The 23681-nt window shown below is 44.3% G+C and carries 33 protein-coding genes and 1 pseudogene; 30 read left to right on the forward strand and 4 right to left on the reverse strand.

All coding sequences use genetic code 11. From position 1 onward, the window contains the following. Together HMPREF2551_RS10430 and rpsJ are read left to right on the forward strand one after the other, a co-directional pair. A pseudogene (locus HMPREF2551_RS10430) lies at nt 1–73 on the forward strand (elongation factor Tu); the annotation flags it as partial. Between the two features lie 17 nt (nt 74–90). Continuing rightward, the gene (gene rpsJ, locus HMPREF2551_RS09575) at nt 91–402 is read left to right on the forward strand and encodes a 30S ribosomal protein S10 (RefSeq protein ID WP_002642322.1); all 312 of its coding nucleotides are present in this window, start codon (nt 91–93) and stop codon (nt 400–402) included. Nucleotides 403–563: 161 nt separating this feature from the next. On the opposite strand, the gene HMPREF2551_RS09580 is transcribed toward rpsJ, so the two are convergent. The 4 genes from HMPREF2551_RS09580 to HMPREF2551_RS10560 all read right to left on the reverse strand — a co-directional run bounded on the left by HMPREF2551_RS09580 (nt 564) and on the right by HMPREF2551_RS10560 (nt 9780). Further along, the gene (locus tag HMPREF2551_RS09580) at nt 564–3401 is read right to left on the reverse strand and encodes an SNF2-related protein (protein ID WP_070838731.1); all 2838 of its coding nucleotides are present in this window, start codon (nt 3399–3401) and stop codon (nt 564–566) included. Continuing rightward, nucleotides 3398–6691, reverse strand: a complete 3294-nt coding sequence (locus HMPREF2551_RS09585; protein ID WP_070838733.1) for a DEAD/DEAH box helicase family protein — start codon at nt 6689–6691, stop codon at nt 3398–3400. Before HMPREF2551_RS09585 ends, HMPREF2551_RS09580 begins: the two co-directional genes overlap by 4 nt. Beyond that, a complete protein-coding gene (locus tag HMPREF2551_RS09590; protein ID WP_283122425.1) occupies nt 6691–9474 on the reverse strand; it encodes a DNA methyltransferase in 2784 nt (927 codons plus the stop codon). Before HMPREF2551_RS09590 ends, HMPREF2551_RS09585 begins: the two co-directional genes overlap by 1 nt. A gap of 114 nt (nt 9475–9588) precedes the next feature. Then, the gene (locus tag HMPREF2551_RS10560) at nt 9589–9780 is read right to left on the reverse strand and encodes a hypothetical protein (RefSeq protein WP_143128534.1); all 192 of its coding nucleotides are present in this window, start codon (nt 9778–9780) and stop codon (nt 9589–9591) included. Between the two features lie 263 nt (nt 9781–10043). Here HMPREF2551_RS10560 and rplC point away from each other — a divergent pair, with 263 nt between their 5' ends. The 28 genes from rplC (at nt 10044) to rplQ (ending at nt 23473) form a co-directional block, all read left to right on the forward strand. After that, entirely contained in the window at nt 10044–10688 is a 645-nt protein-coding gene (rplC, locus tag HMPREF2551_RS09595) for a 50S ribosomal protein L3 (RefSeq protein ID WP_003749272.1), read from the forward strand. Next, nucleotides 10688–11308: a 50S ribosomal protein L4 gene (gene rplD / locus HMPREF2551_RS09600; protein ID WP_003684798.1), complete on the forward strand. Its 621-nt coding sequence runs from the start codon at nt 10688–10690 to the stop codon at nt 11306–11308. The genes rplC and rplD overlap by 1 nt, the downstream gene beginning before the upstream one ends. Continuing rightward, complete coding sequence (gene rplW / locus HMPREF2551_RS09605; RefSeq protein ID WP_003749274.1) at nt 11305–11619, forward strand: 50S ribosomal protein L23; 315 nt, start codon at nt 11305–11307, stop codon at nt 11617–11619. The genes rplD and rplW overlap by 4 nt, the downstream gene beginning before the upstream one ends. 5 nt (nt 11620–11624) lie before the next feature. Continuing rightward, a complete protein-coding gene (gene rplB, locus HMPREF2551_RS09610; RefSeq protein WP_003684813.1) occupies nt 11625–12458 on the forward strand; it encodes a 50S ribosomal protein L2 in 834 nt (277 codons plus the stop codon). A 5-nt stretch (nt 12459–12463) separates the two neighbouring features. Continuing rightward, nucleotides 12464–12742: a 30S ribosomal protein S19 gene (gene rpsS, locus HMPREF2551_RS09615; RefSeq protein WP_002215422.1), complete on the forward strand. Its 279-nt coding sequence runs from the start codon at nt 12464–12466 to the stop codon at nt 12740–12742. Between the two features lie 8 nt (nt 12743–12750). Continuing rightward, entirely contained in the window at nt 12751–13080 is a 330-nt protein-coding gene (gene rplV / locus HMPREF2551_RS09620) for a 50S ribosomal protein L22 (protein ID WP_004464589.1), read from the forward strand. 9 nt (nt 13081–13089) lie between these two features. Then, the gene (rpsC, locus tag HMPREF2551_RS09625) at nt 13090–13782 is read left to right on the forward strand and encodes a 30S ribosomal protein S3 (RefSeq protein ID WP_036493507.1); all 693 of its coding nucleotides are present in this window, start codon (nt 13090–13092) and stop codon (nt 13780–13782) included. Next, nucleotides 13766–14182: a 50S ribosomal protein L16 gene (gene rplP / locus HMPREF2551_RS09630; protein ID WP_003749279.1), complete on the forward strand. Its 417-nt coding sequence runs from the start codon at nt 13766–13768 to the stop codon at nt 14180–14182. Before rpsC ends, rplP begins: the two co-directional genes overlap by 17 nt. Continuing rightward, a complete protein-coding gene (gene rpmC / locus HMPREF2551_RS09635) occupies nt 14182–14373 on the forward strand; it encodes a 50S ribosomal protein L29 (RefSeq protein WP_003684705.1) in 192 nt (63 codons plus the stop codon). The genes rplP and rpmC overlap by 1 nt, the downstream gene beginning before the upstream one ends. Next, nucleotides 14373–14636, forward strand: coding sequence for a 30S ribosomal protein S17 (gene rpsQ, locus HMPREF2551_RS09640; protein WP_003749281.1), 264 nt, complete (start codon nt 14373–14375; stop codon nt 14634–14636). The genes rpmC and rpsQ overlap by 1 nt, the downstream gene beginning before the upstream one ends. 227 nt (nt 14637–14863) lie before the next feature. After that, nucleotides 14864–15232 carry a 50S ribosomal protein L14 gene (gene rplN / locus HMPREF2551_RS09645; protein WP_002215434.1) on the forward strand — a complete coding sequence of 123 codons (369 nt, stop codon included), beginning with the start codon at nt 14864–14866 and terminating at the stop codon, nt 15230–15232. 11 nt (nt 15233–15243) lie between these two features. Next, entirely contained in the window at nt 15244–15567 is a 324-nt protein-coding gene (rplX, locus tag HMPREF2551_RS09650; protein WP_070838734.1) for a 50S ribosomal protein L24, read from the forward strand. 9 nt (nt 15568–15576) lie between these two features. Beyond that, nucleotides 15577–16116, forward strand: a complete 540-nt coding sequence (rplE, locus tag HMPREF2551_RS09655; protein ID WP_070838736.1) for a 50S ribosomal protein L5 — start codon at nt 15577–15579, stop codon at nt 16114–16116. A 2-nt stretch (nt 16117–16118) separates the two neighbouring features. Then, the gene (rpsN, locus tag HMPREF2551_RS09660) at nt 16119–16424 is read left to right on the forward strand and encodes a 30S ribosomal protein S14 (RefSeq protein WP_003684736.1); all 306 of its coding nucleotides are present in this window, start codon (nt 16119–16121) and stop codon (nt 16422–16424) included. Nucleotides 16425–16438: 14 nt separating this feature from the next. Further along, nucleotides 16439–16831, forward strand: a complete 393-nt coding sequence (gene rpsH / locus HMPREF2551_RS09665; RefSeq protein WP_003684738.1) for a 30S ribosomal protein S8 — start codon at nt 16439–16441, stop codon at nt 16829–16831. Between the two features lie 13 nt (nt 16832–16844). Continuing rightward, nucleotides 16845–17378 (forward strand): 50S ribosomal protein L6, encoded by a 534-nt coding sequence (rplF, locus tag HMPREF2551_RS09670; protein ID WP_036493505.1) that lies wholly within the window; start codon nt 16845–16847, stop codon nt 17376–17378. A gap of 13 nt (nt 17379–17391) precedes the next feature. Then, nucleotides 17392–17745, forward strand: coding sequence for a 50S ribosomal protein L18 (gene rplR / locus HMPREF2551_RS09675; RefSeq protein ID WP_003749287.1), 354 nt, complete (start codon nt 17392–17394; stop codon nt 17743–17745). A gap of 17 nt (nt 17746–17762) precedes the next feature. Beyond that, complete coding sequence (gene rpsE / locus HMPREF2551_RS09680; protein WP_003684704.1) at nt 17763–18281, forward strand: 30S ribosomal protein S5; 519 nt, start codon at nt 17763–17765, stop codon at nt 18279–18281. Then, nucleotides 18274–18459 (forward strand): 50S ribosomal protein L30, encoded by a 186-nt coding sequence (gene rpmD, locus HMPREF2551_RS09685; protein ID WP_003684808.1) that lies wholly within the window; start codon nt 18274–18276, stop codon nt 18457–18459. The genes rpsE and rpmD overlap by 8 nt, the downstream gene beginning before the upstream one ends. A 1-nt stretch (nt 18460) precedes the next feature. Then, the gene (gene rplO, locus HMPREF2551_RS09690) at nt 18461–18895 is read left to right on the forward strand and encodes a 50S ribosomal protein L15 (RefSeq protein ID WP_003749291.1); all 435 of its coding nucleotides are present in this window, start codon (nt 18461–18463) and stop codon (nt 18893–18895) included. Nucleotides 18896–18908: 13 nt separating this feature from the next. Next, nucleotides 18909–20222 (forward strand): preprotein translocase subunit SecY, encoded by a 1314-nt coding sequence (gene secY / locus HMPREF2551_RS09695; RefSeq protein WP_036493503.1) that lies wholly within the window; start codon nt 18909–18911, stop codon nt 20220–20222. Nucleotides 20223–20226: 4 nt separating this feature from the next. Continuing rightward, nucleotides 20227–20445: a translation initiation factor IF-1 gene (gene infA, locus HMPREF2551_RS09700; protein ID WP_003684714.1), complete on the forward strand. Its 219-nt coding sequence runs from the start codon at nt 20227–20229 to the stop codon at nt 20443–20445. A gap of 18 nt (nt 20446–20463) precedes the next feature. Further along, a complete protein-coding gene (gene rpmJ / locus HMPREF2551_RS10435; protein ID WP_003697674.1) occupies nt 20464–20577 on the forward strand; it encodes a 50S ribosomal protein L36 in 114 nt (37 codons plus the stop codon). A gap of 67 nt (nt 20578–20644) precedes the next feature. After that, nucleotides 20645–21007, forward strand: a complete 363-nt coding sequence (rpsM, locus tag HMPREF2551_RS09705; protein WP_003749295.1) for a 30S ribosomal protein S13 — start codon at nt 20645–20647, stop codon at nt 21005–21007. Nucleotides 21008–21026: 19 nt separating this feature from the next. Next, a complete protein-coding gene (gene rpsK, locus HMPREF2551_RS09710; RefSeq protein WP_002216249.1) occupies nt 21027–21422 on the forward strand; it encodes a 30S ribosomal protein S11 in 396 nt (131 codons plus the stop codon). Between the two features lie 19 nt (nt 21423–21441). Then, nucleotides 21442–22062, forward strand: coding sequence for a 30S ribosomal protein S4 (gene rpsD / locus HMPREF2551_RS09715; protein WP_003749296.1), 621 nt, complete (start codon nt 21442–21444; stop codon nt 22060–22062). Nucleotides 22063–22087: 25 nt separating this feature from the next. Continuing rightward, nucleotides 22088–23074: a DNA-directed RNA polymerase subunit alpha gene (gene rpoA / locus HMPREF2551_RS09720; protein WP_003749298.1), complete on the forward strand. Its 987-nt coding sequence runs from the start codon at nt 22088–22090 to the stop codon at nt 23072–23074. Between the two features lie 24 nt (nt 23075–23098). After that, the gene (rplQ, locus tag HMPREF2551_RS09725) at nt 23099–23473 is read left to right on the forward strand and encodes a 50S ribosomal protein L17 (RefSeq protein WP_036493502.1); all 375 of its coding nucleotides are present in this window, start codon (nt 23099–23101) and stop codon (nt 23471–23473) included. The last annotated feature ends 208 nt before the right edge of the window (nt 23474–23681 follow it).

Raw genomic sequence — 23681 nt, forward strand, 5'->3', positions numbered from 1 at the left:
AGGTCTGCGCTTTGCGATTCGCGAAGGTGGCCGTACCGTAGGTGCAGGTGTGGTTTCTTCTATCATCGCTTAATTGAGGGATATTGATAAATGGCAAACCAAAAAATCCGTATCCGCCTGAAAGCTTATGACTACAGTCTGATTGACCGTTCTGCACAAGAAATCGTTGAAACTGCTAAACGCACTGGTGCTGTTGTTAAAGGTCCGATCCCTTTGCCAACTAAAATCGAACGTTTCAACATTTTGCGTTCTCCTCACGTGAACAAAACTTCTCGTGAACAATTGGAAATCCGCACCCACTTGCGTCTGATGGACATTGTGGACTGGACTGATAAAACTACTGATGCACTGATGAAACTGGATCTTCCAGCAGGTGTAGATGTAGAAATTAAAGTTCAATAAGAACTAAAAAACCGAACAGCTTAGCTGTTCGGTTTTTTAGTTCCACATAAGATAAACTACACTAGTTCATTAAAGAAATATGCATAATATTTGAAATACCATCTTAAATTATTTTTAAGATGGCATATTGTTGTAAAAACAGAGTATTTTAGTGATCGAGTTTATTCAATCCTCCATTTTATGGTAAACAAATTTTTAAATTCAGATTTAAATGTTGTCTGGAGTTGTAAATTTCGGATAAGTAAGTCATGCTTCTCATCGATTTCGTCTTCTTTATCATCAAGAGTATTTCTTAAATGGCGTTTTTGTTGTTCTAACTTACGGATTTGGTTTTCATATTGTGCTAATTCAGCAGTATTTTGAGCTAAATTACGTTCTCGTTTGATAGTCTTGATTTTTGTTTTTATTTCTTCTAATTCATTTCCCAATATGGCTTTTTGATCCTCAGCCCAACGGTCGAATTGTAAAACACGGTCATAATAGTAGCGGTTGTTTTGCTCTTGGTATTGGGCAAAGAAGCTGTCGCAACGCAGCTTTGCACTTTGGGTAATGTCGGACGGGATGGCTTGGGCTCGGTCGGTTCGTTTCGTGCCAAGCAACAGGAGTTTTTGGCAAAAATCGTCGTCCAGCCATTCGCCGTCGTCAGTGCGGGCGGTAAACAGCAGGGTTTCAAAGGCGTCAGCTTGGGAGTGAATTTTGATTTTTTCCACCGAAAGCCAGCCGCTTTTGCCTTGGTTTTGCGCCAAAATACTGATTTTGCCGCCGCTGTAACCGCCGTAGTTGAATGTGATTTCGGCATTCGGCGTGTCAGCGGTTTTACATTGGTCAATGCACCATTGCCCCAAATCGGTATTCGGCCTGTGTAGGGCGGCGGTTTCGTTTTCGCCGCTGTCTTTGAGCAGACTGTATACGCCCAAATGCAAATGCGGCTCGGGGGCGGTTTTCAGGTCGAAGCGGTAGCTTTGTGGATTGAAGGCGGCGTAGTTGTTTAGGGCGAATCGGCTGGCCAGCCAGAACCATCGTTGAAAATCGTCCAAACGCTTTCGGGTCTGTTGCAGGCGGGTTTTGAATCGTTCGTGTACGTCTGTATCAAAATATTGCAGAAGCCTCTCTTCCGCCAGATTACGTGTGGCGGCGATACTGTCTTCCATTTCTTTTTGCAGGCGGTCAAAGGCTGCCGTAATCGCTTCGGGCGTGCGGCAGTTGTCGTAAATCGCCAAAATCCGTTTTTCAAAATCCAGGTCGTCTGAAATCCTGCCCAAAATTTCGTCGGACGCACCAAATACGCCGTCAAACAGTTTGAATTTGTCGGTTAAAAGTTCCAATACGCGGCGATCGGCATCGTTGCGGGTGTTCAAAAAATTAATTACCACGACATCCGATTTTTGCCCATAGCGGTGGCAGCGGCCGATACGCTGTTCAATGCGCTGCGGATTCCACGGCAAATCGTAGTTGATGAGCAGCGAGCAAAATTGCAGGTTTACGCCTTCGGCGGCGGATTCGGTAGCAATCATGATTTTTGTTTGATTTTTAAAGGCATCAATCAACGCAGTGCGTTTGTCCACAGCGGGCGAGCCGGTGTGGTGCGGGCTGCCCGCGTTTTTATCCAGCCAGGCCTTATAACGCCATTGGCTGTCGGGATGTTTGTTATCGCCGGAAAACAGTACGATTTGCCCTTCGTAGCCGTTTTTGCCTAAAAATTCAAACAGGTATTCTTGGGTACGCACCGATTCAGTAAAAATCACCGCCTTGTCCGCCGCATCTGCTTCCTGCATTTTTTGAAAACCGGTTTTCAAGGCTTGCAGCAGTGCTTGAGCCTTGCTGTCATGTGTTAGGGCACGGGCATGTTTGATGAAGCCGTCCATTTCAGCGATTTCTGCCGCCAGCAGTTTGAAGTCTATGGGTTCTGCATCGCTATCGTTTCCCTCATCGTCAAATGCCTCCCAGTATTCCAAATCTTCGTCCAAGGCGGCAAATAGGCTTTCAGACGGCCTTTGAGCTGTTTTTTGCATTGTATCCAGCCTTTGTCGGATAACGCCCAGCGTCCCAGAAAGGGCGGGTGTGGAAGATGCTAAAAGTTTGCGCAATACCAATCCCGTCAAATGCCTTTGCCGTTTGGGCAGGGCGTAGGATTCACCTTTGGCCAAAAAATCGGAAACCGCCATGTAAAGCGCGTATTCGTCATCGTTCAGGCGGTAATTTTGCGTGATGGTGTGGCGGCGGGTGTATCGGATATATTCCAACACATCCTTGCGGAGCGTGCGTTTCACATAAGGCGATAAGCGCGTCCGCAATTCATCCGTATCACCACGATTGATAAAACACTTTTGAAATTCCTTTTTACTGCCGAACAAATGTTCGTCCAGAAAAAGCGACAGGCCGTAAAATTCCATCAGCGAGTTTTGCAGCGGAGTGGCGGAAAGCAGCAGTTTTTGACTGTCTGCAAACGCATTTAAAAGCGTTTGCGCCTGTTTACTGCTGCCTTTATAGACATTGCGTAATTTGTGCGCTTCATCAAATACCGCCAAATCCCAGCCGGCGGCATTGATTTCGGCGGCACATTTGGTGGCAAACTCATAGGAAACCACCAAAACCTGCCTGCCTGCTTGAGAAGTCAGAAAATCGATCAGGCTGCGGTTTTGCTGCTTTAAAACCGCTTTATCCAACACCAAAGATGGCAGCGAAAATTTTTCCCGCAATTCCGCCTGCCATTGCTTTCTCAACGCGGCAGGGCAAACCACCAACAGGCGGCGTTTGCGTTCCGCCCAGAGCTGGCACAATACCAAACCTGCTTCTATGGTTTTGCCCAAACCCACCTCGTCCGCCAGCAACACGCCTTCGCGCAAAGGGTTTTCCAAAGCAAACAATGCGGCATCGATTTGGTGCGGCTGCAAATCCACCTGCGCTTCAAACAAAGCCTGCGACAGCCGCTCGTCGCCGCTTTTTTGGCACAAAAGCTGGTGCGCGTAATATTTGGCCTGATGCGGCGTGATATTCATACCTTATCCCCGTTTAAAATCATGTCGAACATGGTTTGCAGATAATTTTCGTCTTCCATAAACAGGATATGTTTTTTGCGGAACTCGTCTTCGGTTTTGTCGAACACGGCTGCCACGCCGTCGTCCAGCAAGCTCTTATACGGCGTAACGGACAAAATAAAGCTGTTCAACGTCAAATCTTGCAGCTTCAAAGACTGTTCCAGCTTTTTCACTTCGTCTGCCAAACCGAATTTCGGATGTTCCCACGTCATGTGGCGTATGCCTTTGGGGTCGATAAACGTCAGCCATTGGCGGCCGCTTTCCCTATCCACCAGCCACAATAAAAAGTCGGGATAGAAATTGCCCGCCAGCGCAAAGCCCAGGCCTTTGGCCTTGTTGGACGCATTGCGTAGGAGATACAAATCGCGCCCGAGCGTCCATTCTTTCAGACGGCCTTCATCGCAGGCAGCCTGCAAATCCTGCACAAACCTTACTTCGCTCTCTTCGTTCATAGGCAAAGGCTGCATTTTCACCGGTACGGCCGATTTCTTGTCCAAACTCATAATCGGATAATACAGATGGCCGGAAAAACTGATGGCAGCAATGCCCGGCGCTTTCCAGGCCAGCAATTCTTTCAGACGGCCTGTTTCCACCAAGGTTTTCAATTCTAAAAGTTTGGCTTCGTAGCTTTTGCCGGTCGAGTCCGGCAGCATGTCGAAGCGGTAGCCGTCCAACATTGAACCGTTTTCCGCATCCACCGCCGCCGTTTCGTAAAACTGCCCTTCGTAAACGCTTTTCAGACGGCCGTAAAAAGATTCGGTATAAAGGCAAAGCAGCTCGATTAACAAATCTTCCTGTTTTTTCACATCGGCAAAACGGTTTACCGCCAAAGCCGAAGCGGGGATTTCCAGAACATACCAGTCGTTGCCTTCGGCAAAGGCTTTCAGACGGCCTTTGTCCAACCGCAGATTACTCCAGGTGCGTTTGGATTTGAACATCGACAGCTCGCGGTAAATCCTGTCCCAGTCGAACAAATCAAACAAACGGCTGTCCAGCCTGTTTTTTTCGCGGCGGTTTTCCGGTGCGGATATTTTCCTGCCGCTGTCCATCGCTTCGATTTGCGGATAGCGGTTTAAAAACGCGCAAGGCGGCTTGATTTTGCCTGCCCATTCGTCGGGAATGTCGTACAAATCCACCGTTTTTTGCCGTTTGAACCCCAGTTTCTGATTGTCCTTGTAGCCGTTTTTCAAGCGCAGGGTTTGGAGCGTTACGCCGTCCGGCAGATTGGGCAGTACCTTGAACTCCACCGTCAGCATTTCGTCGGGCGGCGTAATGCCTTCTTCTTTCAGGTAGTTTTTAAACTGCTCCATATAGCCTGCGGCAATGCCGAAGATGTTTAAAGTTTCCAGTTTGTCCAAATGCGCGCCGTAGGGGCGTTCTTCGGGCAGGCTGCGCCTGAGCGAAAAGCCGCGTCCTTTGAGCCGCACGCCGCGCCCGAAAAGCTGGATAATCTGGCTGCCTTCGCTTTTGCCCATATTCAAAAGCCCCATCGTGGACACGCGCCAGCTCGACCAGCCTTCGGTAAATTTTTTCGAACCGATTAAAAGGTGGGTCGGGCTGTCTTTCTGATTGATTTTGCCAAACAGGCCGTCTGAAAAATCATCGTGGCTGCAATCGAAGGCACCGTCTTTTTCCGCCGTTTTCATAAAGCCCGCCGCATCGCCGATATTGATGATGCCGAACACTTCGCCGCCGCCCGCGCGCAGGGCGATTTCACCGTCCGATTTTTTCAAGTGCGTCAAATTCAGACGGCCTGTATTGGGCGCATGGAAAAAGCGTTGCAGGATATCGGCGTACAGTTCGTTTTCCTTTCCGGCGAAATCCATCAGCGGCACAAACCGCTGCCCGAAGATGTTGTTGCCGTTTTTATCCGTCAGCCTCGCCTTGTCCGAAAGCAAATCGGCAAGCCAAATTTGCACCTGCTCCCGATTGTTTAGGAAAAACGCCAAAAATTTCAACACCTTTAATACATCGCTGTCATCATCCGCCACCTTGTTGCCCACAAACACCCAAAGCGGCTTTTCGATATTCCACTCGGCAAGCGCGTCTTTTTGCGTTTCGAACAAATAAAGCTGCTGGTAAAACGCCAGCAGGCAGGCGGTCAGATAGACGTTGCCGTGAATGCCGTAATCTTCGTCCTTCAAATTTAAAATCAGGCTTTCCTTGCCGTAACCGTCTTCGTAGAAAAATTTGTACGAATAATCAAACAGCACCGCCTTGGCATAGGTTTCGAACACCGCCGTCTGCCGCGCCTTTTTCTTTTCCGTATCGGTCAGTTCGAGTTGCGCAAACCCGCCGTCGTCCAAGCCTTTCAAACTGCCCTTGCCGAACAGCATTTTGGCCTTTTTCTTTTGCAGCTCCTCTTCCTGTTCGGCAACGGTTTTGCCTTTGGCGACCGCCTGCCCGAAGGTAGCCGAATATTCAAAAGCAAAGCCCGGACCGATTAAGGTTTCCCGCCGCAACAGCCACGCATCGCCCGACGTGCCGCGGTGGCCCTCGTCCACCAGCACCAGATTGTTGCCCGCGAAAGCCTCAGCCGCCACGGTTTTATCGCCGTTTTTATCGGCCAGTTTGTTCACATCGATAACAATGATTTCATCGGCAAACAAACCGCCCGAGTTTTTATCGAACAAAGCCGCATGAAAACCCGAATCCGCCAATTCCTGCACATGCTGCCTGCTCAAACCCTCGTTCGGCGTCAGCACAATCACCTTGTCCGTTTTGCCTTGGCAATAATCGCGGTATTGCAGGATATTGATGTGCATCAGAAGCGTTTTGCCGCTGCCCGTCGCATTCCAATAGGCGATTTTGTTCAAATCCGCCGCCTCGTAGGCCGACAGCCTCCTTGCCTGTTCCTCTTTCAGGTAGCCTTGCAGCGTCCGGTTCAACGCCGCCGCCAATTCCTCTTTTTTATTGAAAAACCAGTCCAGATAAATTTCGGTAAACAAAAGCGACAGATATTGGAAATACTTCATTTCCAATTCATGCCCCTCTTTGCGGTTGCGGCTTTCCGTAATCGCCTGCCAGTGGCGCGACACATTCAAATCGTAGCGGCGCAAATCGGTGGGCAAAACAAAATCGCTGTGGAACAAAGCCGTATCCAGTTCCTCAAAAAACCGCGTCTGCCCCGATTCGCCGATACCCGTCAGGCGGTCGTCGCCCAAGCGGTTTTTAAAGGCCTTCAGGCTTTCCTGGTTAAACAGCCCCAACAGCCAGCGGTTGATAATCAGATGGTCGTGGAACGTCGTCATTACAGATTCCCCCCGTCAAACATCAGGCTCAAAAACGCCTCTTCCGTCTGGCGGATTTTCAGACGGCCTGCAATGCCGTTTTCGTTTTCCCAAACCGTGGCGATATTGTGGTCGCCGTTGACGAATACCGTATCGTATTCCGAATCGTGCGGATTGATTTTCAGACGGCCTAACAGCGCGTCCAAACCTTCGTATCCTACCTTTTCGCAATCGCGCCAAAGCACCAGCGCGGTTTCACCGTCCGGCAGCGTGCCTTCCACGGTCAAATAACCGTCTTTTTCAATGCGATCTTTAACGGCATGGACGCGCAGGCCCAGCAGGTAATTAAACGTTTCCACCAAGTCGATGTCCATCCGTTCGGTTGCGCCTGCCGAACTCGTGGTGATGTCCATTTGGTAATTGAAAGGCCGTTTGAAAACTTCGGTATTGAGCAGCGAATCGCGGCTCTGGTCGGCCAGCATATAGCGTAAGAGATAATCTTCCTTCACGCCGTCATTCAATTTAGCAAACAAATCACCATTGTCTTTTAACACTAGGTTGTTCAGCGTGTCTTCGTAGCTTTCCAGCTTTAAAACTTTGACGATTTGCGGCACGCCGTGCAGGCTGCTTTCTTTATCGGCTTGTGGCTTGCCGTCTTTCCAATTTTCGGCATAAACCACTTTTTGCACGCGCGGTTTGAGTACCGTATCGAAATATTCGCCCTGTTCGACCAGGATATATTTGCGTTTGCCGTTTTCCCCGTCTTTGCGGTTCAGATTGATAACGGCGTGGGCGGTCGTGCCGGAGCCGGCGAAGTAGTCTAGGATTATGTCTGTTTTGTTTGAAACAGCAAAAATACAATCCATTACAGTAAAAATAGATTTGGGGAAGCCAAACTTCAGTGACATATCAGATAGTATAGCTGTTCCATTATCACCTGCATTATATTTAGGGGAATGCCATACTGTTTTAAATTGTTCTTCTATTTTTGCTATTTCAACACTTAAAATACCCGTCCTATTATTTTTTTTAATTCTTAGTCGATCAATAATTCTTTCTACGGTACCTCTTTCATATCTCCACTTTCTTTCAATACCATCATTATCAATCGGATAAATTTCAATTAAGCCATTATCAAGTATTATATTACTAGATTGAGGATGTTTGCTTTCATCATACCAAACATCTCCAAATCCAATGATTTTTTCTCCATTTGTAATGACCGCGTAAAAACAATTTGCAGCGTCGGTTCTTAAGGATTCTCCACCCCAATTCCTAAAATTAGACCACTCATAGTCAGCAATCTCTTTTGGTAATCCATTTAATTTCTTAAGAGTGTAGGGAATAGAGAATATCGCATATTCATTTGTATACGAAAAATGATCTCCCTGCACTCCTTTTCTATTATGTTCCACAGTAACCAACGTATTATCTTTGTCATTAAAAATATCAGACACTATTCTAGACACAAAATTTTCTTCATACTTATCTATTGCAATAACATGACTGCCATCAAAAGTATTTAATTTTTTTGATAAACATAATCTATTTTCAATTAACGATAAAAATGACGAGTGTTTAAATGAATTTTTATATAAAATTTGAGATTTTGGAGAATTATATGGCGGATCAATATAAATACATTTCACCTGTCCGCGATAACACGCCTGCAAAAGGTTTAGGGCTTGGAAATTGTCGGAATGGATGAGCAGGCCGTCTGTGGCTTCATCTAAATCATGGTCGTTGGAGAGTGCAGCAAGAAGCGTGGTTTGAAAGGAAGCAGGGAAAAGGGACGTATCAACCGTCAGATAAGGGTTTGATTCGGCAAAGGAATCCGGATTTTCATTGGGGGGCGGTAAATCCTTGATTGCAAAAAGGTATTTCCATGCTTCGCGTTGTTTGTCGTTTGCAAACACGGTTTTTAGCATAGCAGCGGGAATATGGTTCAGCGTGATGAGCCAGTGGCTTTTGGTGACGAATTTCTTTTTCAGCCACAGCTTTTTCTGAAAATCTTCCAGTTGGGCGAGAAAATCGATGATTTCGCGGGCGATGGCGCGCAGGGTTCGGATTTGGTGCAGACTGCCTTCGATGTTGGCGAAGGCGGGCGCGTCTTGGATGTTGTCCAAGTCCATCACTTCGTTTTTGATGTAAAAATCCAATTCGCGGCGCAAAAAGCCGCCCAAGTCTTTGTGGATGAAATAATCGGCGGTGTTTTTGGCGGTGTAGTCGGCAAGGTGCTTTTCCAGCAGTGTGCGGTTTGATTTGTTCTCAGTCGGTGCAGGCCGCCAAACGGCTTGCCAATCTTCGCTGATTAGGGCTTTGAGTGCGGCGATAGTGTTGTCGTTTTCGTCTTTCTGTTTGTGTTTTTTAGGGACAATGATGTATTCGAAGCAGATTTCCAGCGTTTTACCGCCCGACGCATCTGAAATTTCGCGGATGGGATAAACCGCTTCTTCGTAAATGTCGCCGTTGTCGTCTTCTTTTTCAATCACGCGCTCTTGTGCCAGCGCAAATACGCGGGCGGCATTGTTGTCTTTGCGGTTGTCTTTGGCCGTATCGGCTGCGGTCAGGCGGAAAAATACTTCGCGGCCGTCTGAAAGTTTGAAGCGGTAGTTGCTGAAGTTCTCGCCCGATTTGGTGTAATACTGGTCTTTGTTCGCCCAGTGCAGCAGCACTTCTTCGCCGCTGTGCGGCACGGCGTAGGTGTCGCCCTTGTAGCGGCGTTGGCTGATGAAGTCGCCTTCTTCGTAGTAGCGCGAAAAGAAGGTGAGCAGATGGTTGTAAACCACGGCTTCACTTGTCACACTACCTTTTTGAGCGGAAGTGATTTTGTCTTTTAGTTCTTGAATTTTGGGGAGATTGTCTGGATTTGCACCTAAAGCAGCAGCGGTTTTTTCGGCTTCAGCCAGCTCTTTCTGCTAGCTATTAATTTGTGTTTGGCTGGATGTGGAAAATGCGGCTTGTATTTTTGCAGGGAGCCTATTTTGCAGATAATCACCAATTTCTTTCGAACGGCTATTTAAAATTCGGTAAATGCCGAAATCAAGATCAGCACGGTCGATTTGGAAGATTTCTCTTAATTTTGCAATTAGATCGGTTTGGTAAGACATAATACACTCCGCAAATAATTGAGATGAATTATTCATTCTAATAAAATAAACAAAAATTTACAATTAAAAGGTTAATTGAAGGGTAAGGATTCAATTCTGTTTGAACAAAATGGAAATTTCTAGGTAATAACTCAAATTTTTTGTTGATATTTCTTTGAGTTGTCAATTATAATGGCGGACTTGGTACATCCGTATCAAGTTTAACTTTGTCTGAAAGGCAGGCCAATCGTAGCCCGCCCCTTTACTTAAAAAGGAAAATAATCATGACTTTAGGTCTGGTTGGACGCAAAGTTGGTATGACTCGCGTGTTCGACGAACAGGGTGTTTCTGTTCCGGTAACTGTTTTGGATATGTCTGCCAACCGCGTTACACAAGTAAAATCCAAAGATACTGACGGCTACACTGCTGTACAAGTTACCTTTGGTCAGAAAAAAGCTAATCGTGTCAACAAAGCTGAAGCTGGTCACTTTGCGAAAGCAGGTGTTGAAGCCGGCCGTGGTTTGGTTGAATTTGCTTTGACTGAAGAGAAGTTGGCTGAATTGAAAGCCGGTGATGAAATTACCGTTTCCATGTTTGAAGTTGGTCAATTAGTGGATGTAACCGGTACCTCTAAAGGTAAAGGTTTCTCTGGTACGATCAAACGTCACAACTTCGGTGCTCAACGTACTTCCCACGGTAACTCCCGTTCACACCGTGTTCCTGGTTCTATCGGTATGGCACAAGACCCTGGTCGAGTGTTCCCTGGTAAACGTATGGCAGGTCAATACGGTAACACTAAAGCAACTGTTCAAAAATTGGAAGTTGTACGTGTTGATGCTGAACGCCAACTCTTGTTGGTTAAAGGTGCTGTTCCGGGTTCGGTTAACAGCGACGTCGTGGTTCGTCCTAGCGTGAAAGTAGGTGCGTAATGGAATTGAAAGTAATTGACGCTAAAGGACAAGTATCTGGCAGCTTGGCTGTTTCCGATGCTTTGTTTGCTCGTGAATACAATGAAGCTCTGGTTCACCAACTGGTTACTGCTTATTTGGCAAATGCCCGTTCTGGCAACCGTGCTCAAAAAACTCGTGCCGAAGTAAATCACTCTACTAAAAAACCATGGCGCCAAAAAGGTACCGGCCGTGCTCGTTCCGGTATGACTTCTTCTCCGCTGTGGCGTAAAGGTGGTCGTGCATTCCCAAACAAACCTGACGAAAACTTTACTCAAAAAGTGAACCGTAAAATGTACCGTGCCGGTATGGCGACTATTTTGTCCCAATTGGCTCGTGACGAACGTTTGTTTGCAATCGAAGCATTGACTGCTGAAACTCCTAAAACCAAAGTTTTTGCTGAACAAGTGAAAAACTTGGGCTTGGAGCAAGTTCTGTTTGTAACTAAACAGCTCGACGAGAATGTTTACTTGGCTTCACGCAACTTGCCTAACGTATTGGTTTTGGAAGCCCAACAAGTTGATCCTTACAGCTTGCTGCGTTACAAAAAAGTCGTTATCACTAAAGATGCAGTTGCACAATTAGAGGAGCAATGGGTATGAATCAACAACGTTTGACTCAAGTAATCTTGGCACCTATCGTTTCTGAAAAAAGCAACGTATTGGCTGAAAAACGTAACCAAATGACGTTTAAAGTTTTGGCAAATGCAACTAAACCTGAAATTAAAGCAGCAGTTGAGTTGCTGTTCGGTGTTCAAGTTGCAGACGTTACTACTGTTACCATTAAAGGTAAAATTAAACGTTTTGGTCGCACTTTAGGTCGTCGCAGCGATGTTAAAAAGGCTTACGTAAGCCTGGCTGCCGGTCAAGAGTTAGATTTGGAAGCCGCTGCTGCAGCTGCAGATAAGGAATAAACAAAATGGCAATCGTTAAAATGAAGCCGACCTCTGCAGGCCGTCGCGGCATGGTTCGCGTGGTAACAGAAGGTTTGCACAAAGGTGCACCTTATGCACCTCTGCTGGAAAAGAAAAATTCTACTGCCGGTCGTAACAACAATGGTCATATCACTACCCGCCATAAAGGTGGTGGTCATAAACACCATTACCGTGTTGTAGATTTTAAACGTAACAAAGACGGTATCCCTGCAAAAGTAGAGCGTATCGAGTATGACCCTAACCGTACTGCATTTATTGCATTGTTGTGCTATGCAGATGGTGAGCGTCGCTACATCATTGCTCCTCGTGGTATTCAAGCCGGCGCAGTATTGGTTTCCGGTGCTGAAGCTGCTATCAAAGTAGGTAACACTCTGCCGATTCGCAATATTCCAGTTGGTACAACTATTCACTGTATCGAAATGAAACCAGGTAAAGGTGCACAAATTGCCCGTTCAGCTGGTGCTTCTGCGGTATTGCTTGCAAAAGAAGGTGCTTACGCTCAAGTTCGTTTGCGTTCTGGTGAAGTGCGCAAAATTAGCGTAAATTGCCGTGCAACTATCGGTGAGGTTGGTAACGAAGAACAAAGCCTGAAAAAAATCGGCAAAGCTGGTGCTAACCGCTGGCGTGGTATTCGTCCGACCGTTCGTGGTGTTGTCATGAACCCTGTTGATCACCCTCATGGTGGTGGTGAAGGCCGTACTGGTGAAGCTCGCGAACCGGTTAGCCCATGGGGTACTCCTGCTAAGGGCTACCGCACTCGTAATAACAAACGCACGGATAACATGATTGTTCGTCGTCGTTACTCAAATAAAGGTTAATTAGTATGGCTCGTTCATTAAAAAAAGGCCCATATGTAGACCTGCATTTGCTGAAAAAAGTAGATGCTGCTCGTGCAAGCAACGACAAACGCCCAATTAAAACTTGGTCACGTCGTTCTACCATTTTGCCTGATTTCATTGGTCTGACTATCGCGGTACACAACGGTCGCACTCACGTGCCTGTGTTTATCAGTGACAACATGGTTGGTCATAAATTAGGTGAGTTCTCATTGACCCGTACCTTTAAAGGCCACTTGGCCGATAAAAAGGCTAAAAAGAAATAAGGTGAATCATGAGAGTAAGTGCACAACATAAAAATGCCCGTATTTCAGCTCAAAAAGCTCGTTTGGTAGCTGATTTGATTCGTGGTAAAGACGTTGCCCAAGCTTTGAATATCTTGGCATTCAGCCCTAAAAAAGGTGCTGAGCTGATTAAAAAAGTATTGGAATCAGCAATCGCTAATGCCGAGCACAACAATGGTGTTGACATTGACGAACTGAAAGTGGTAACTATCTTTGTTGACAAAGGCCCAAGCTTGAAACGTTTCCAAGCTCGTGCCAAAGGTCGCGGTAACCGCATCGAGAAACAAACTTGTCATATTAATGTGACAGTGGGCAACTAAGGAAAAGCTATGGGACAAAAGATTAACCCTACAGGCTTTCGCCTGGCGGTAACTAAAGACTGGGCTTCAAAATGGTTTGCTAAAAGCACCGACTTTTCAACTGTTTTGAAACAAGATATTGATGTTCGTAATTACTTGCGCAAAAAATTGGCAAATGCTTCAGTTGGTCGCGTAGTAATCGAACGTCCTGCTAAATCTGCACGTATCACTATCCACTCTGCTCGTCCAGGTGTGGTTATTGGTAAAAAAGGCGAGGATATCGAAATCTTGAAACGTGACTTGCAAGCTCTGATGGGTGTGCCAGTACATGTAAATATTGAAGAGATTCGCCGTCCTGAGTTGGATGCGCAAATTATTGCTGATGGTATTGCTCAGCAGCTTGAAAAACGTGTTCAATTCCGTCGTGCAATGAAACGTGCAATGCAAAATGCAATGCGTTCTGGTGCTAAAGGCATCAAGATCATGACTTCAGGCCGTCTGAATGGTGCAGATATCGCTCGTAGCGAATGGTACCGTGAAGGTCGTGTGCCTTTGCATACTTTGCGTGCGAACGTAGATTATGCAACTAGCGAAGCACACACTACTTATGGTGTACTGGGTCTGAAAGTTTGGGTTTATACAGAAGGTAATATTAAATCTGCTAAACCTGAGCATGAGAAGAAACAAAGAAAGGCAGGTGGACGTAATGCTGCAGCCAACTAGACTGAAATATCGCAAGCAACAAAAAGGTCGTAACACCGGTATTGCTACTCGCGGTAACAAAGTAAGTTTCGGTGAGTTCGGTTTGAAAGCCGTAGGCCGTGGTCGTTTGACTGCCCGCCAAATCGAAGCTGCTCGTCGTACCATGACTCGTCATATCAAACGTGGCGGTCGTATTTGGATTCGTGTATTCCCTGACAAACCGATTACTGAAAAACCTATTCAAGTTCGTATGGGTGGCGGTAAAGGTAATGTGGAATATTACATTGCTGAAATTAAACCAGGCAAAGTATTGTACGAAATGGACGGTGTTCCTGAGTCTTTGGCTCGTGAAGCATTTGAATTGGCCGCTGCCAAATTGCCTATTCCTACAACCTTTGTGGTAAGACAGGTGGGTCAATAATGAAAGCAAATGAATTGAAAGACAAATCTATTGAGCAATTAAACTCTGATTTGTTGGACTTGTTGAAAGCTCAGTTTGGCTTGCGCATGCAAAATGCAACCGGTCAGTTGGGTAAATCTAGCGAGTTGAAACGTGTACGTCGCGATATTGCTCGTATTAAAACCATTTTAACTGAAAAAGGTGCTAAGTAATGAGCGAAGCTAAAAATGTTCGTACTTTGCAAGGCAAAGTGGTAAGCGACAAAATGGACAAAACTGTTACAGTATTGGTTGAGCGTAAAGTTAAACACCCTCTGTACGGTAAAATCATTCGTTTATCAACTAAAATCCATGCACATGATGAAAGCAATCAATATGGCATCGGTGACGTAGTGGTAATCGAGGAATCTCGTCCTTTGTCAAAAACCAAGTCTTGGGTTGTCAAAGAATTGGTTGAGAAAGCACGTACTGTTTGATTTAAAATACAGTAATGCAGCTTAATAAGAAACGAAGTCTTGCAGCAAAATTAATTTGCGTGTAAACTTCGTTTCTTATCTTCCAGCTTCTTATGGAAGTTTCTCTCCCTTCGGGATCCAAGACTGGTTTACTAGAACCGTGATGGTTTCATTTAATAAGCAGCTTAAAGTAAGATGCGAGTTATATGAAAGTGGTAAATTAAGTTGGTTAATTTAAAGGTACTAATATGATTCAAATGCAGACCATCTTAGATGTGGCTGATAACTCTGGTGCGCGTCGCGTGATGTGTATCAAGGTATTGGGCGGATCTAAGCGTCGCTACGCTTCTGTTGGCGATATTATTAAAGTTGCAGTTAAAGATGCAGCCCCACGTGGTCGTGTCAAAAAAGGTGATGTGTACAATGCGGTAGTTGTTCGTACTGCTAAGGGTGTGCGTCGTCCTGATGGTGCGCTAATTAAATTTGATAACAACGCCGCTGTGTTATTAAATAATAAACTTGAACCTCTGGGTACTCGTATTTTTGGCCCGGTAACCCGTGAATTGCGTACTGAGCGATTTATGAAAATCGTTTCATTGGCGCCTGAAGTATTATAAGGAATAGCGCGATGAATAAAATCATTAAAGGCGATCAGGTTGTAGTGATTACCGGTAAAGATAAAGGTAAGCAAGGTCAAGTAGTTCGAGTATTGGGTGATAAAGTTGTTGTTGAAGGTGTTAATGTTGTAAAACGCCATCAAAAACCTAATCCAATGCGCGGTATTGAGGGTGGCATTATTATTAAAGAAATGCCTTTGGATATTTCTAATGTTGCAATCCTGAATCCGGAAACTAATAAAGCAGACCGTGTTGGTATTAAGCTGATTGAAAATGAAGGCAAAGTTAAACGCGTTCGTTTCTTCAAATCAAATGGCTCTATCATTGGAGCATAAGGAGATAACATGGCTCGTTTGAGAGAGTTTTATAAAGATACAGTTGTTCCTGAATTGGTTAAACAATTTGGTTACAAATCAGTAATGGAAGTTCCACGTATTGAAAAAATCACCTTGAATATGGGTGTAGGTGAAGCTGTTGCTGATAAAAAAATTATGGAGCACGCTGTTTCTGATTTAGAGAAAATTGCTGGTCAAAAACCAGTTGTTACTGTTGCTCGTAAATCTATCGCAGGTTTTAAAATCCGTGATAACTATCCAGTTGGCTGCAAAGTAACATTGCGTCGTGATCAAATGTTTGAATTTTTAGATCGTTTGATTACTATTGCATTGCCTCGCGTACGTGACTTCCGTGGTGTTAGCGGTAAATCATTTGATGGTCGTGGCAATTACAATATGGGCGTTCGCGAGCAAATTATTTTCCCGGAAATTGAATACGATAAAATCGATGCTTTGCGTGGCTTGAATATTACTATTACAACTACTGCAAAAACTGATGAAGAAGCGAAAGCTTTGTTGTCACTGTTCAAGTTTCCGTTTAAAGGATAATCATGGCTAAGAAAGCACTTATTAATCGTGAGCTGAAACGTCAAGCATTGGCGAAAAAGTTTGCAGCAAAACGTGAGGCAATTTTCGCTGTTATTAATGATGCTAATGCGACTGAAGAAGAACGTTTTGAAGCACGTTTGAAATTTCAATCCATTCCTCGTAATGCAGCACCTGTACGTCAACGTCGTCGTTGTGCTTTAACAGGTCGTCCTCGTGGCACTTTCCGTAAATTTGGTTTGGGCCGTATTAAAATCCGTGAAATCGCTATGCGTGGCGAGATTCCTGGTGTTGTTAAAGCTAGCTGGTAATAGGAGTATAAATAATGAGTATGCATGATCCTATTTCCGATATGTTGACTCGTATTCGCAATGCGCAACGTGCTAATAAAGCAGCAGTTGCCATGCCTTCCTCTAAACTGAAATGTGCAATTGCAAAAGTTCTGAAAGAAGAAGGTTATATCGAGGATTTTGCGGTTTCTGCTGATGCAAAACCGGTATTGGAAATTCAATTGAAATACTATGCAGGTCGCCCTGTGATTGAGCAAATTAAACGTGTTTCACGTCCTGGTTTGCGTATTTACAAAGCATCAAGCGAGATCCCTAGCGTAATGAATGGCTTGGGTGTTGCTATTGTTAGTACTTCTAAAGGTGTGATGACTGATCGCAAAGCCCGTTCTGAGGGTGTTGGTGGTGAGTTGTTGTGCATCGTAGCCTAGTGGAGAAATGTAAATGTCACGCGTCGCAAAAAACCCAGTGACTGTTCCTGCTGGTGTAGAAGTAAAATTCGGAACAGATGCATTGGTAATCAAAGGTAAACATGGCGAATTGTCCTTTCCTTTGCATTCCGATGTTACTATTGAACTAAACGATGGTAAATTGACTTTTGCTGCAAAAAATGACAGTAAACAGGCTAATGCTATGTCTGGTACTGCTCGTGCATTGGTTAATAACATGGTTAAGGGTGTTTCTGAAGGTTTTGAGAAAAAACTTCAATTGATTGGTGTGGGTTATCGTGCCCAAGCGCAAGGCAAAGTTTTGAACTTATCTTTGGGTTTCTCTCATCCAATCGTATATGAAATGCCTGAAGGTGTTTCTGTTCAAACTCCTAGCCAAACAGAAATCGTTTTGACTGGTGCAGATAAACAAGTGGTTGGCCAAGTCGCTGCTGAAATTCGTGCATTCCGTTCTCCTGAGCCTTATAAAGGCAAAGGTGTTCGTTATGTAGGTGAAGTAGTAGTGATGAAAGAAGCCAAGAAAAAATAATTGAGGTTCACTAATGGATAAACATACAACCCGACTCCGTCGTGCACGCAAAACCCGTGCGCGTATTGCGGACTTGAAAATGGTAAGATTATGTGTGTTCCGCAGCAATAATCATATTTATGCTCAAGTAATTAGTGCTGAAGGTGATAAAGTATTGGCTCAAGCCTCTACATTGGAAGCTGAAGTACGTAGTAGCCTGAAATCAGGTAGCAACGTTGAAGCAGCAGCTGTAGTTGGTAAGCGTATTGCTGAAAAAGCTAAAGCAGTGGGTGTTGAAAAGGTTGCTTTTGACCGTTCAGGTTTCCAATATCACGGTCGTGTGAAAGCTTTGGCTGAAGCTGCACGTGAAAATGGTTTAAGCTTCTAATATTTGGAGACTTTCAGATGGCAAAACATGAAATTGAAGAACGCGGTGACGGCCTGATTGAAAAGATGGTCGCAGTTAATCGCGTGACTAAAGTAGTTAAAGGTGGCCGTATCATGGCTTTCTCTGCACTGACTGTTGTTGGTGATGGTGATGGTCGCATCGGTATGGGTAAGGGTAAATCAAAAGAAGTGCCAGTTGCTGTTCAAAAAGCAATGGATCAAGCACGCCGCTCTATGATTAAAGTACCTTTGAAAAATGGTACTATTCATCATGAAGTTATTGGTCGTCATGGCGCTACTAAAGTATTTATGCAACCTGCTAAAGAAGGTAGCGGTGTAAAAGCTGGTGGTCCAATGCGTTTAGTATTTGATGCTATGGGTATCCATAACATCTCAGCTAAAGTGCATGGTTCTACTAACCCTTACAATATTGTACGTGCTACATTAGACGGTTTGTCTAAACTGTATACCCCTGCTGATATTGCCGCTAAACGTGGCTTGACAGTAGAAGATATTTTGGGAGCTAACCATGACTGAGCAAAAAAAGATTAAAGTTACATTGGTTAAGAGCCTGATCGGTACAATTGAATCTCATCGTGCTTGTGCTCGTGGCTTAGGTTTGCGTCGCCGTGAACATACAGTAGAGGTTTTGGATACCCCTGAAAACCGTGGTATGATCAATAAAATCAGCTACTTGTTGAAAGTGGAGTCTTAATATGTTTTTGAATACTATTCAACCTGCTGAGGGTGCTACTCACGCTAGTCGTCGTGTAGGCCGTGGTATTGGTAGTGGCCTGGGTAAGACAGGTGGTCGTGGCCATAAAGGTCAAAAAAGCCGTGCTGGCGGTTTTCACAAGGTAGGTTTTGAAGGTGGTCAAATGCCTTTGCAACGTCGCCTGCCTAAGCGTGGTTTCAAATCTTTGACTGCTGCCGCTAATGCTGAAGTTCGTTTGAGTGAGTTGAATTTGATTGCTGTAAACGAAATTGATGTTTTGGTTCTTAAACAAGCTGGTCTGATTCCTGCGACTGCTTCTAATGTAAAAGTTATTGCTTCTGGTGAAATTTCAAAAGCGGTTACCTTGAAAGGTGTAAAAGCTACTAAAGGTGCTAAAGCTGCAATTGAAGCTGCTGGTGGCAAAGTAGAAGAATAAGGCTTGCACTATAGTGGCTAATCAACAATCTTTATCAGGATTATCCAAATTTGGAGATCTGAAAAAACGTCTAGTGTTTCTATTAGGAGCTTTAGTCGTTTTCCGTATTGGTGCTCATATACCGGTACCGGGCGTAGATGCTGTTGCATTAGCTAAGTTATACGAAGGCGCTGCAAACGGCATATTCGGAATGTTAAATATGTTCTCGGGTGGTTCGTTGGAGCGCTTTAGTATATTTGCAATCGGTATCATGCCTTATATTTCATCGTCGATTATTGTTCAGCTTGCTTCGGAGATCATTCCTTCTTTAAAAGCTTTAAAAAAGGAAGGTGAGGCTGGTCGGAAAATAATTACGAAATATACCAGGTATGGGACGGTATTATTGGCTGTATTACAAAGCTTTGGTGTTGCAACATTTGTTTATCAACAAGGAGTTGTTGTAACAAGTTCGCTTGAGTTTCATATTTCTACAGTAGTCTGTTTGGTTACAGGTACGATGTTTTTGATGTGGTTGGGGGAGCAGATTACCGAGCGTGGTATCGGTAATGGCATTTCCTTAATTATTACAGCAGGTATTGTATCGGGTATTCCATCTGGTATTGTTCGGTTGGTGACTTTGACTGAACAAGGCTCTATGAGTATGTTAATGGCAGTATCCATTGTTATTGGTATTTTGCTGTTGATCTATGCTGTAGTATATTTTGAAAGTGCTCAGCGTAAGGTTCCTGTGCATTATGCTAAAAGGCAATTTGGCTCTGGAATGATGCCAGGACAAAGCATTCATATGCCGTTCAAGCTAAATATGGCCGGTGTTATTCCTCCTATTTTTGCTTCCAGTATTATTCTCTTTCCATCTACTCTTTTAGGTTGGTTTGGTTCAAATAGTACGAATTCTATTCTTCACAAGGTTGCTGCAATGCTGCAACATGGGCAGCCTTTGTATATTGTATTATTTGCAACAACTATTATCTTCTTCTGCTATTTCTATACTGCTTTAGTATTTAGCCCTAAAGAAATGGCTGAGAATTTGAAGAAAAGTGGTGCATTTGTACCTGGTATTCGTCCAGGTGAGCAAACTTCTAGATATTTGGAAAAAGTTGTACTGAGGCTGACATTATTTGGTGCTTTGTATATCACTACAATCTGTCTGATACCTGAATTTTTAACGACAGCATTGAATGTGCCTTTCTATTTAGGCGGAACGTCTTTGCTTATCTTGGTTGTCGTTACAATGGATTTTAGGACGCAAATCAATTCCTACGTAATGAGTAGTCAGTATGAAGATTTGATGAGTCGTCCAGATATGAAATCTTTATCACGTAAGTAGGCTTATGGCTAAAGAAGATACCATACAGATGCAGGGTGAAATCCTTGAGACTTTGCCCAATGCAACGTTTAAAGTAAAACTGGAAAATGATCATGTAGTACTTGGTCATATCTCTGGAAAAATGCGAATGCACTATATCCGTATTTCTCCAGGTGATAAGGTAACAGTTGAACTAACTCCTTATGATTTAACCCGTGCTCGGATTGTTTTCCGAGCAAGATAAACGATAAAAGGAAATAAAATGCGTGTACAACCTTCTGTAAAGAAAATTTGTCGCAATTGCAAGATTATTCGTCGTAATCGTGTAGTTCGCGTAATTTGTACTGACCCACGTCACAAACAACGTCAAGGCTAAGAAGTTAGTTTTCTTAACCCTTGATTTTGTGGTATAGTGACATACTTTGCCCTAAAAAGGAAAAAATATGGCTCGTATTGCAGGGGTAAATATCCCTAATAATGCCCATATCGTAATTGGCCTTCAGGCTATTTATGGTATTGGTGCGACTCGTGCTAAATTGATTTGTGAGGCAGCAAATATTGCTCCTACTACTAAAGCAAAAGATTTGGACGAGGCTCAATTAGACGCTTTGCGTGAGCAAGTTGCTAAATATGAAGTTGAAGGTGATTTGCGTCGTGAAGTAACGATGAGCATTAAACGACTGATGGATATGGGTTGCTATCGTGGCTTCCGTCATCGTCGTGGCTTGCCTTGTCGTGGTCAACGCACTCGCACAAATGCCCGTACCCGTAAAGGTCCGCGCAAAGCGATTGCCGGTAAGAAATAAATTTTAAGGAATTTGATTAATGGCTAAAGCAAACACAGCTTCGCGTGTACGTAAAAAAGTACGTAAAACCGTAAGCGAAGGTATTGTGCACGTTCATGCATCTTTCAACAATACCATCATTACAATCACTGACCGTCAAGGCAATGCATTGTCTTGGGCTACCTCTGGCGGCGCTGGTTTTAAAGGTTCTCGTAAAAGTACACCATTTGCAGCACAAGTTGCAGCAGAAGCAGCTGGTAAAGTTGCCCAAGAGTATGGCGTTAAAAATTTAGAAGTCCGTATTAAAGGCCCTGGCCCTGGTCGCGAATCTTCTGTACGTGCTTTAAACGCTCTTGGTTTCAAGATTACCAGCATTACTGACGTTACCCCGTTGCCTCATAACGGTTGCCGTCCGCCTAAAAAACGTCGTATTTAATATTGGAGTGATTTAAAACATGGCACGTTATATTGGCCCTAAATGTAAATTAGCACGTCGCGAAGGTACGGATCTGTTTTTGAAGAGTGCACGTCGCTCTTTGGATTCCAAATGTAAAATGGATTCTGCACCTGGTCAGCACGGTGCGAAAAAACCACGTTTGTCAGACTACGGTTTGCAATTGCGTGAAAAACAAAAAATCCGTCGTATTTATGGCGTGTTAGAACGCCAATTCCGTCGTTACTTTGCGGAAGCTGATCGTCGTAAAGGTTCTACCGGTGAATTGCTGTTGCAATTGCTGGAGTCCCGTTTGGACAATGTCGTTTATCGTATGGGTTTTGGCTCTACCCGTGCTGAAGCACGTCAATTGGTTTCTCATAAAGCTATCGTTGTAAACGGTCAGGTTGTTAATATCCCTTCTTTCCAAGTTAAAGCAGGCGATGTTGTAGCTGTTCGTGAAAAAGCTAAGAAACAAGTACGTATCCAAGAGGCATTGAGCTTGGCTACTCAAATTGGCTTGCCAAGCTGGGTATCTGTTGATGCCGACAAATTGGAAGGTGTATTCAAAAATATGCCGGATCGCTCAGAATTGTCTGGCGATATTAATGAACAGCTGGTGGTAGAGTTCTACTCTAAATAATGCTAGCTCAATGAGGGACAGTTAAATGCAAAATAGCACAACCGAATTTTTGAAACCTCGTCAAATCGATGTAGATACCTTGTCTTCTACTCGAGCTAAGGTGTCTATGCAGCCATTTGAGCGTGGTTTTGGTCATACTTTAGGTAATGCTTTGCGTCGTATCTTACTGTCATCCATGAATGGCTTTGCCCCAACTGAAGTAGTTATTTCTGGCGTATTGCACGAATACTCTACTATTGATGGTGTTCAAGAGGATGTTGTTGACGTTCTCTTGAACATCAAAGGTATCGTATTTAAGCTTCACGGTCGTAATCAAGTTCAGTTGACTTTGAAAAAAGCAGGTGCCGGTGCTGTTGTAGCCGGTGATATTGATTTGCCACATGATGTGGAAATCATCAATCCTGAACATGTTATTTGCCACTTGTCCGACAATGGTCAAATTGACATGGAAATTAAAGTAGAGCAAGGTCGTGGTTATCAATCTGTTTCAGGTCGTCGCGTCTTGCGTGATGAGAACAAACAGATTGGTGCGATTCAGTTGGATGCGAGCTTTTCGCCCATCAGTCGTGTTAGCTTTGAAGTTGAACCTGCACGCGTAGAGCAACGTACGGATTTGGATAAATTGGTTTTGGATATTGAAACCAATGGTTCTATTGATCCAGAAGAAGCTGTACGTAGTGCCGCACGTATCTTAATTGACCAAATGTCTATTTTTGCAGATCTGCAAGGTACTCCGGTTGAAGAGGTTGAAGAAAAAGCGCCTCCTATCGATCCTATCTTGCTGCGTCCTGTGGATGATTTGGAATTAACCGTACGTTCAGCTAATTGTCTGAAAGCTGAAGATATTTACTATATTGGCGATTTGATTCAACGTACTGAAACCGAGCTTCTCAAGACCCCTAATTTGGGTCGTAAATCTTTGAATGAGATCAAAGAAGTGTTGGCCTCCAAAGGTCTGACATTAGGTTCCAAATTAGAAGCTTGGCCGCCTGTAGGCTTAGAAAAGCCGTAAGTTTGAAGATTAAAGGATAATGACATGCGTCATCGTAATGGCAACCGCAAATTAAACCGTACTAGCAGCCACCGCGCTGCGATGCTGCGCAATATGGCGAATTCCTTGTTGACTCACGAAACCATCGTGACAACTTTGCCTAAAGCAAAAGAATTGCGCCGCGTAGTTGAACCCTTGATTACTTTGGGTAAAAAACCATCTTTGGCAAACCGTCGTTTGGCTTTTAACCGCACTCGCGATCGTGATGTTGTAGTTAAATTGTTTGACGAATTGGGTCCACGCTTTGCTGCTCGTAACGGCGGCTATGTTCGTGTACTGAAATACGGTTTCCGTAAAGGTGACAATGCTCCTTTGGCATTGGTTGAATTGGTTGATAAAGCAGCTGATTCTGCTGAATAAGCAAATTGATATGAAAGCACTACCTGTTTAGGTGGTGCTTTTTTCATTTAGGAAGTCTCTATTTTATTTTGCAACGCTACAATTTTATTGTTTCATTCAATGGGGTGAATATAGTTGTAGCTCCCTTTCTCATTTCGCAGTGCTACAATTTGGTTGACCAAGTTGTTGCAGATTCAGTTGTTGTAGCTCCCTTTCTCATTTCGCAGTG

The organism is Neisseria sp. HMSC066H01, from assembly GCF_001837375.1.
Classification (GTDB): Bacteria; Pseudomonadota; Gammaproteobacteria; order Burkholderiales; family Neisseriaceae; genus Neisseria.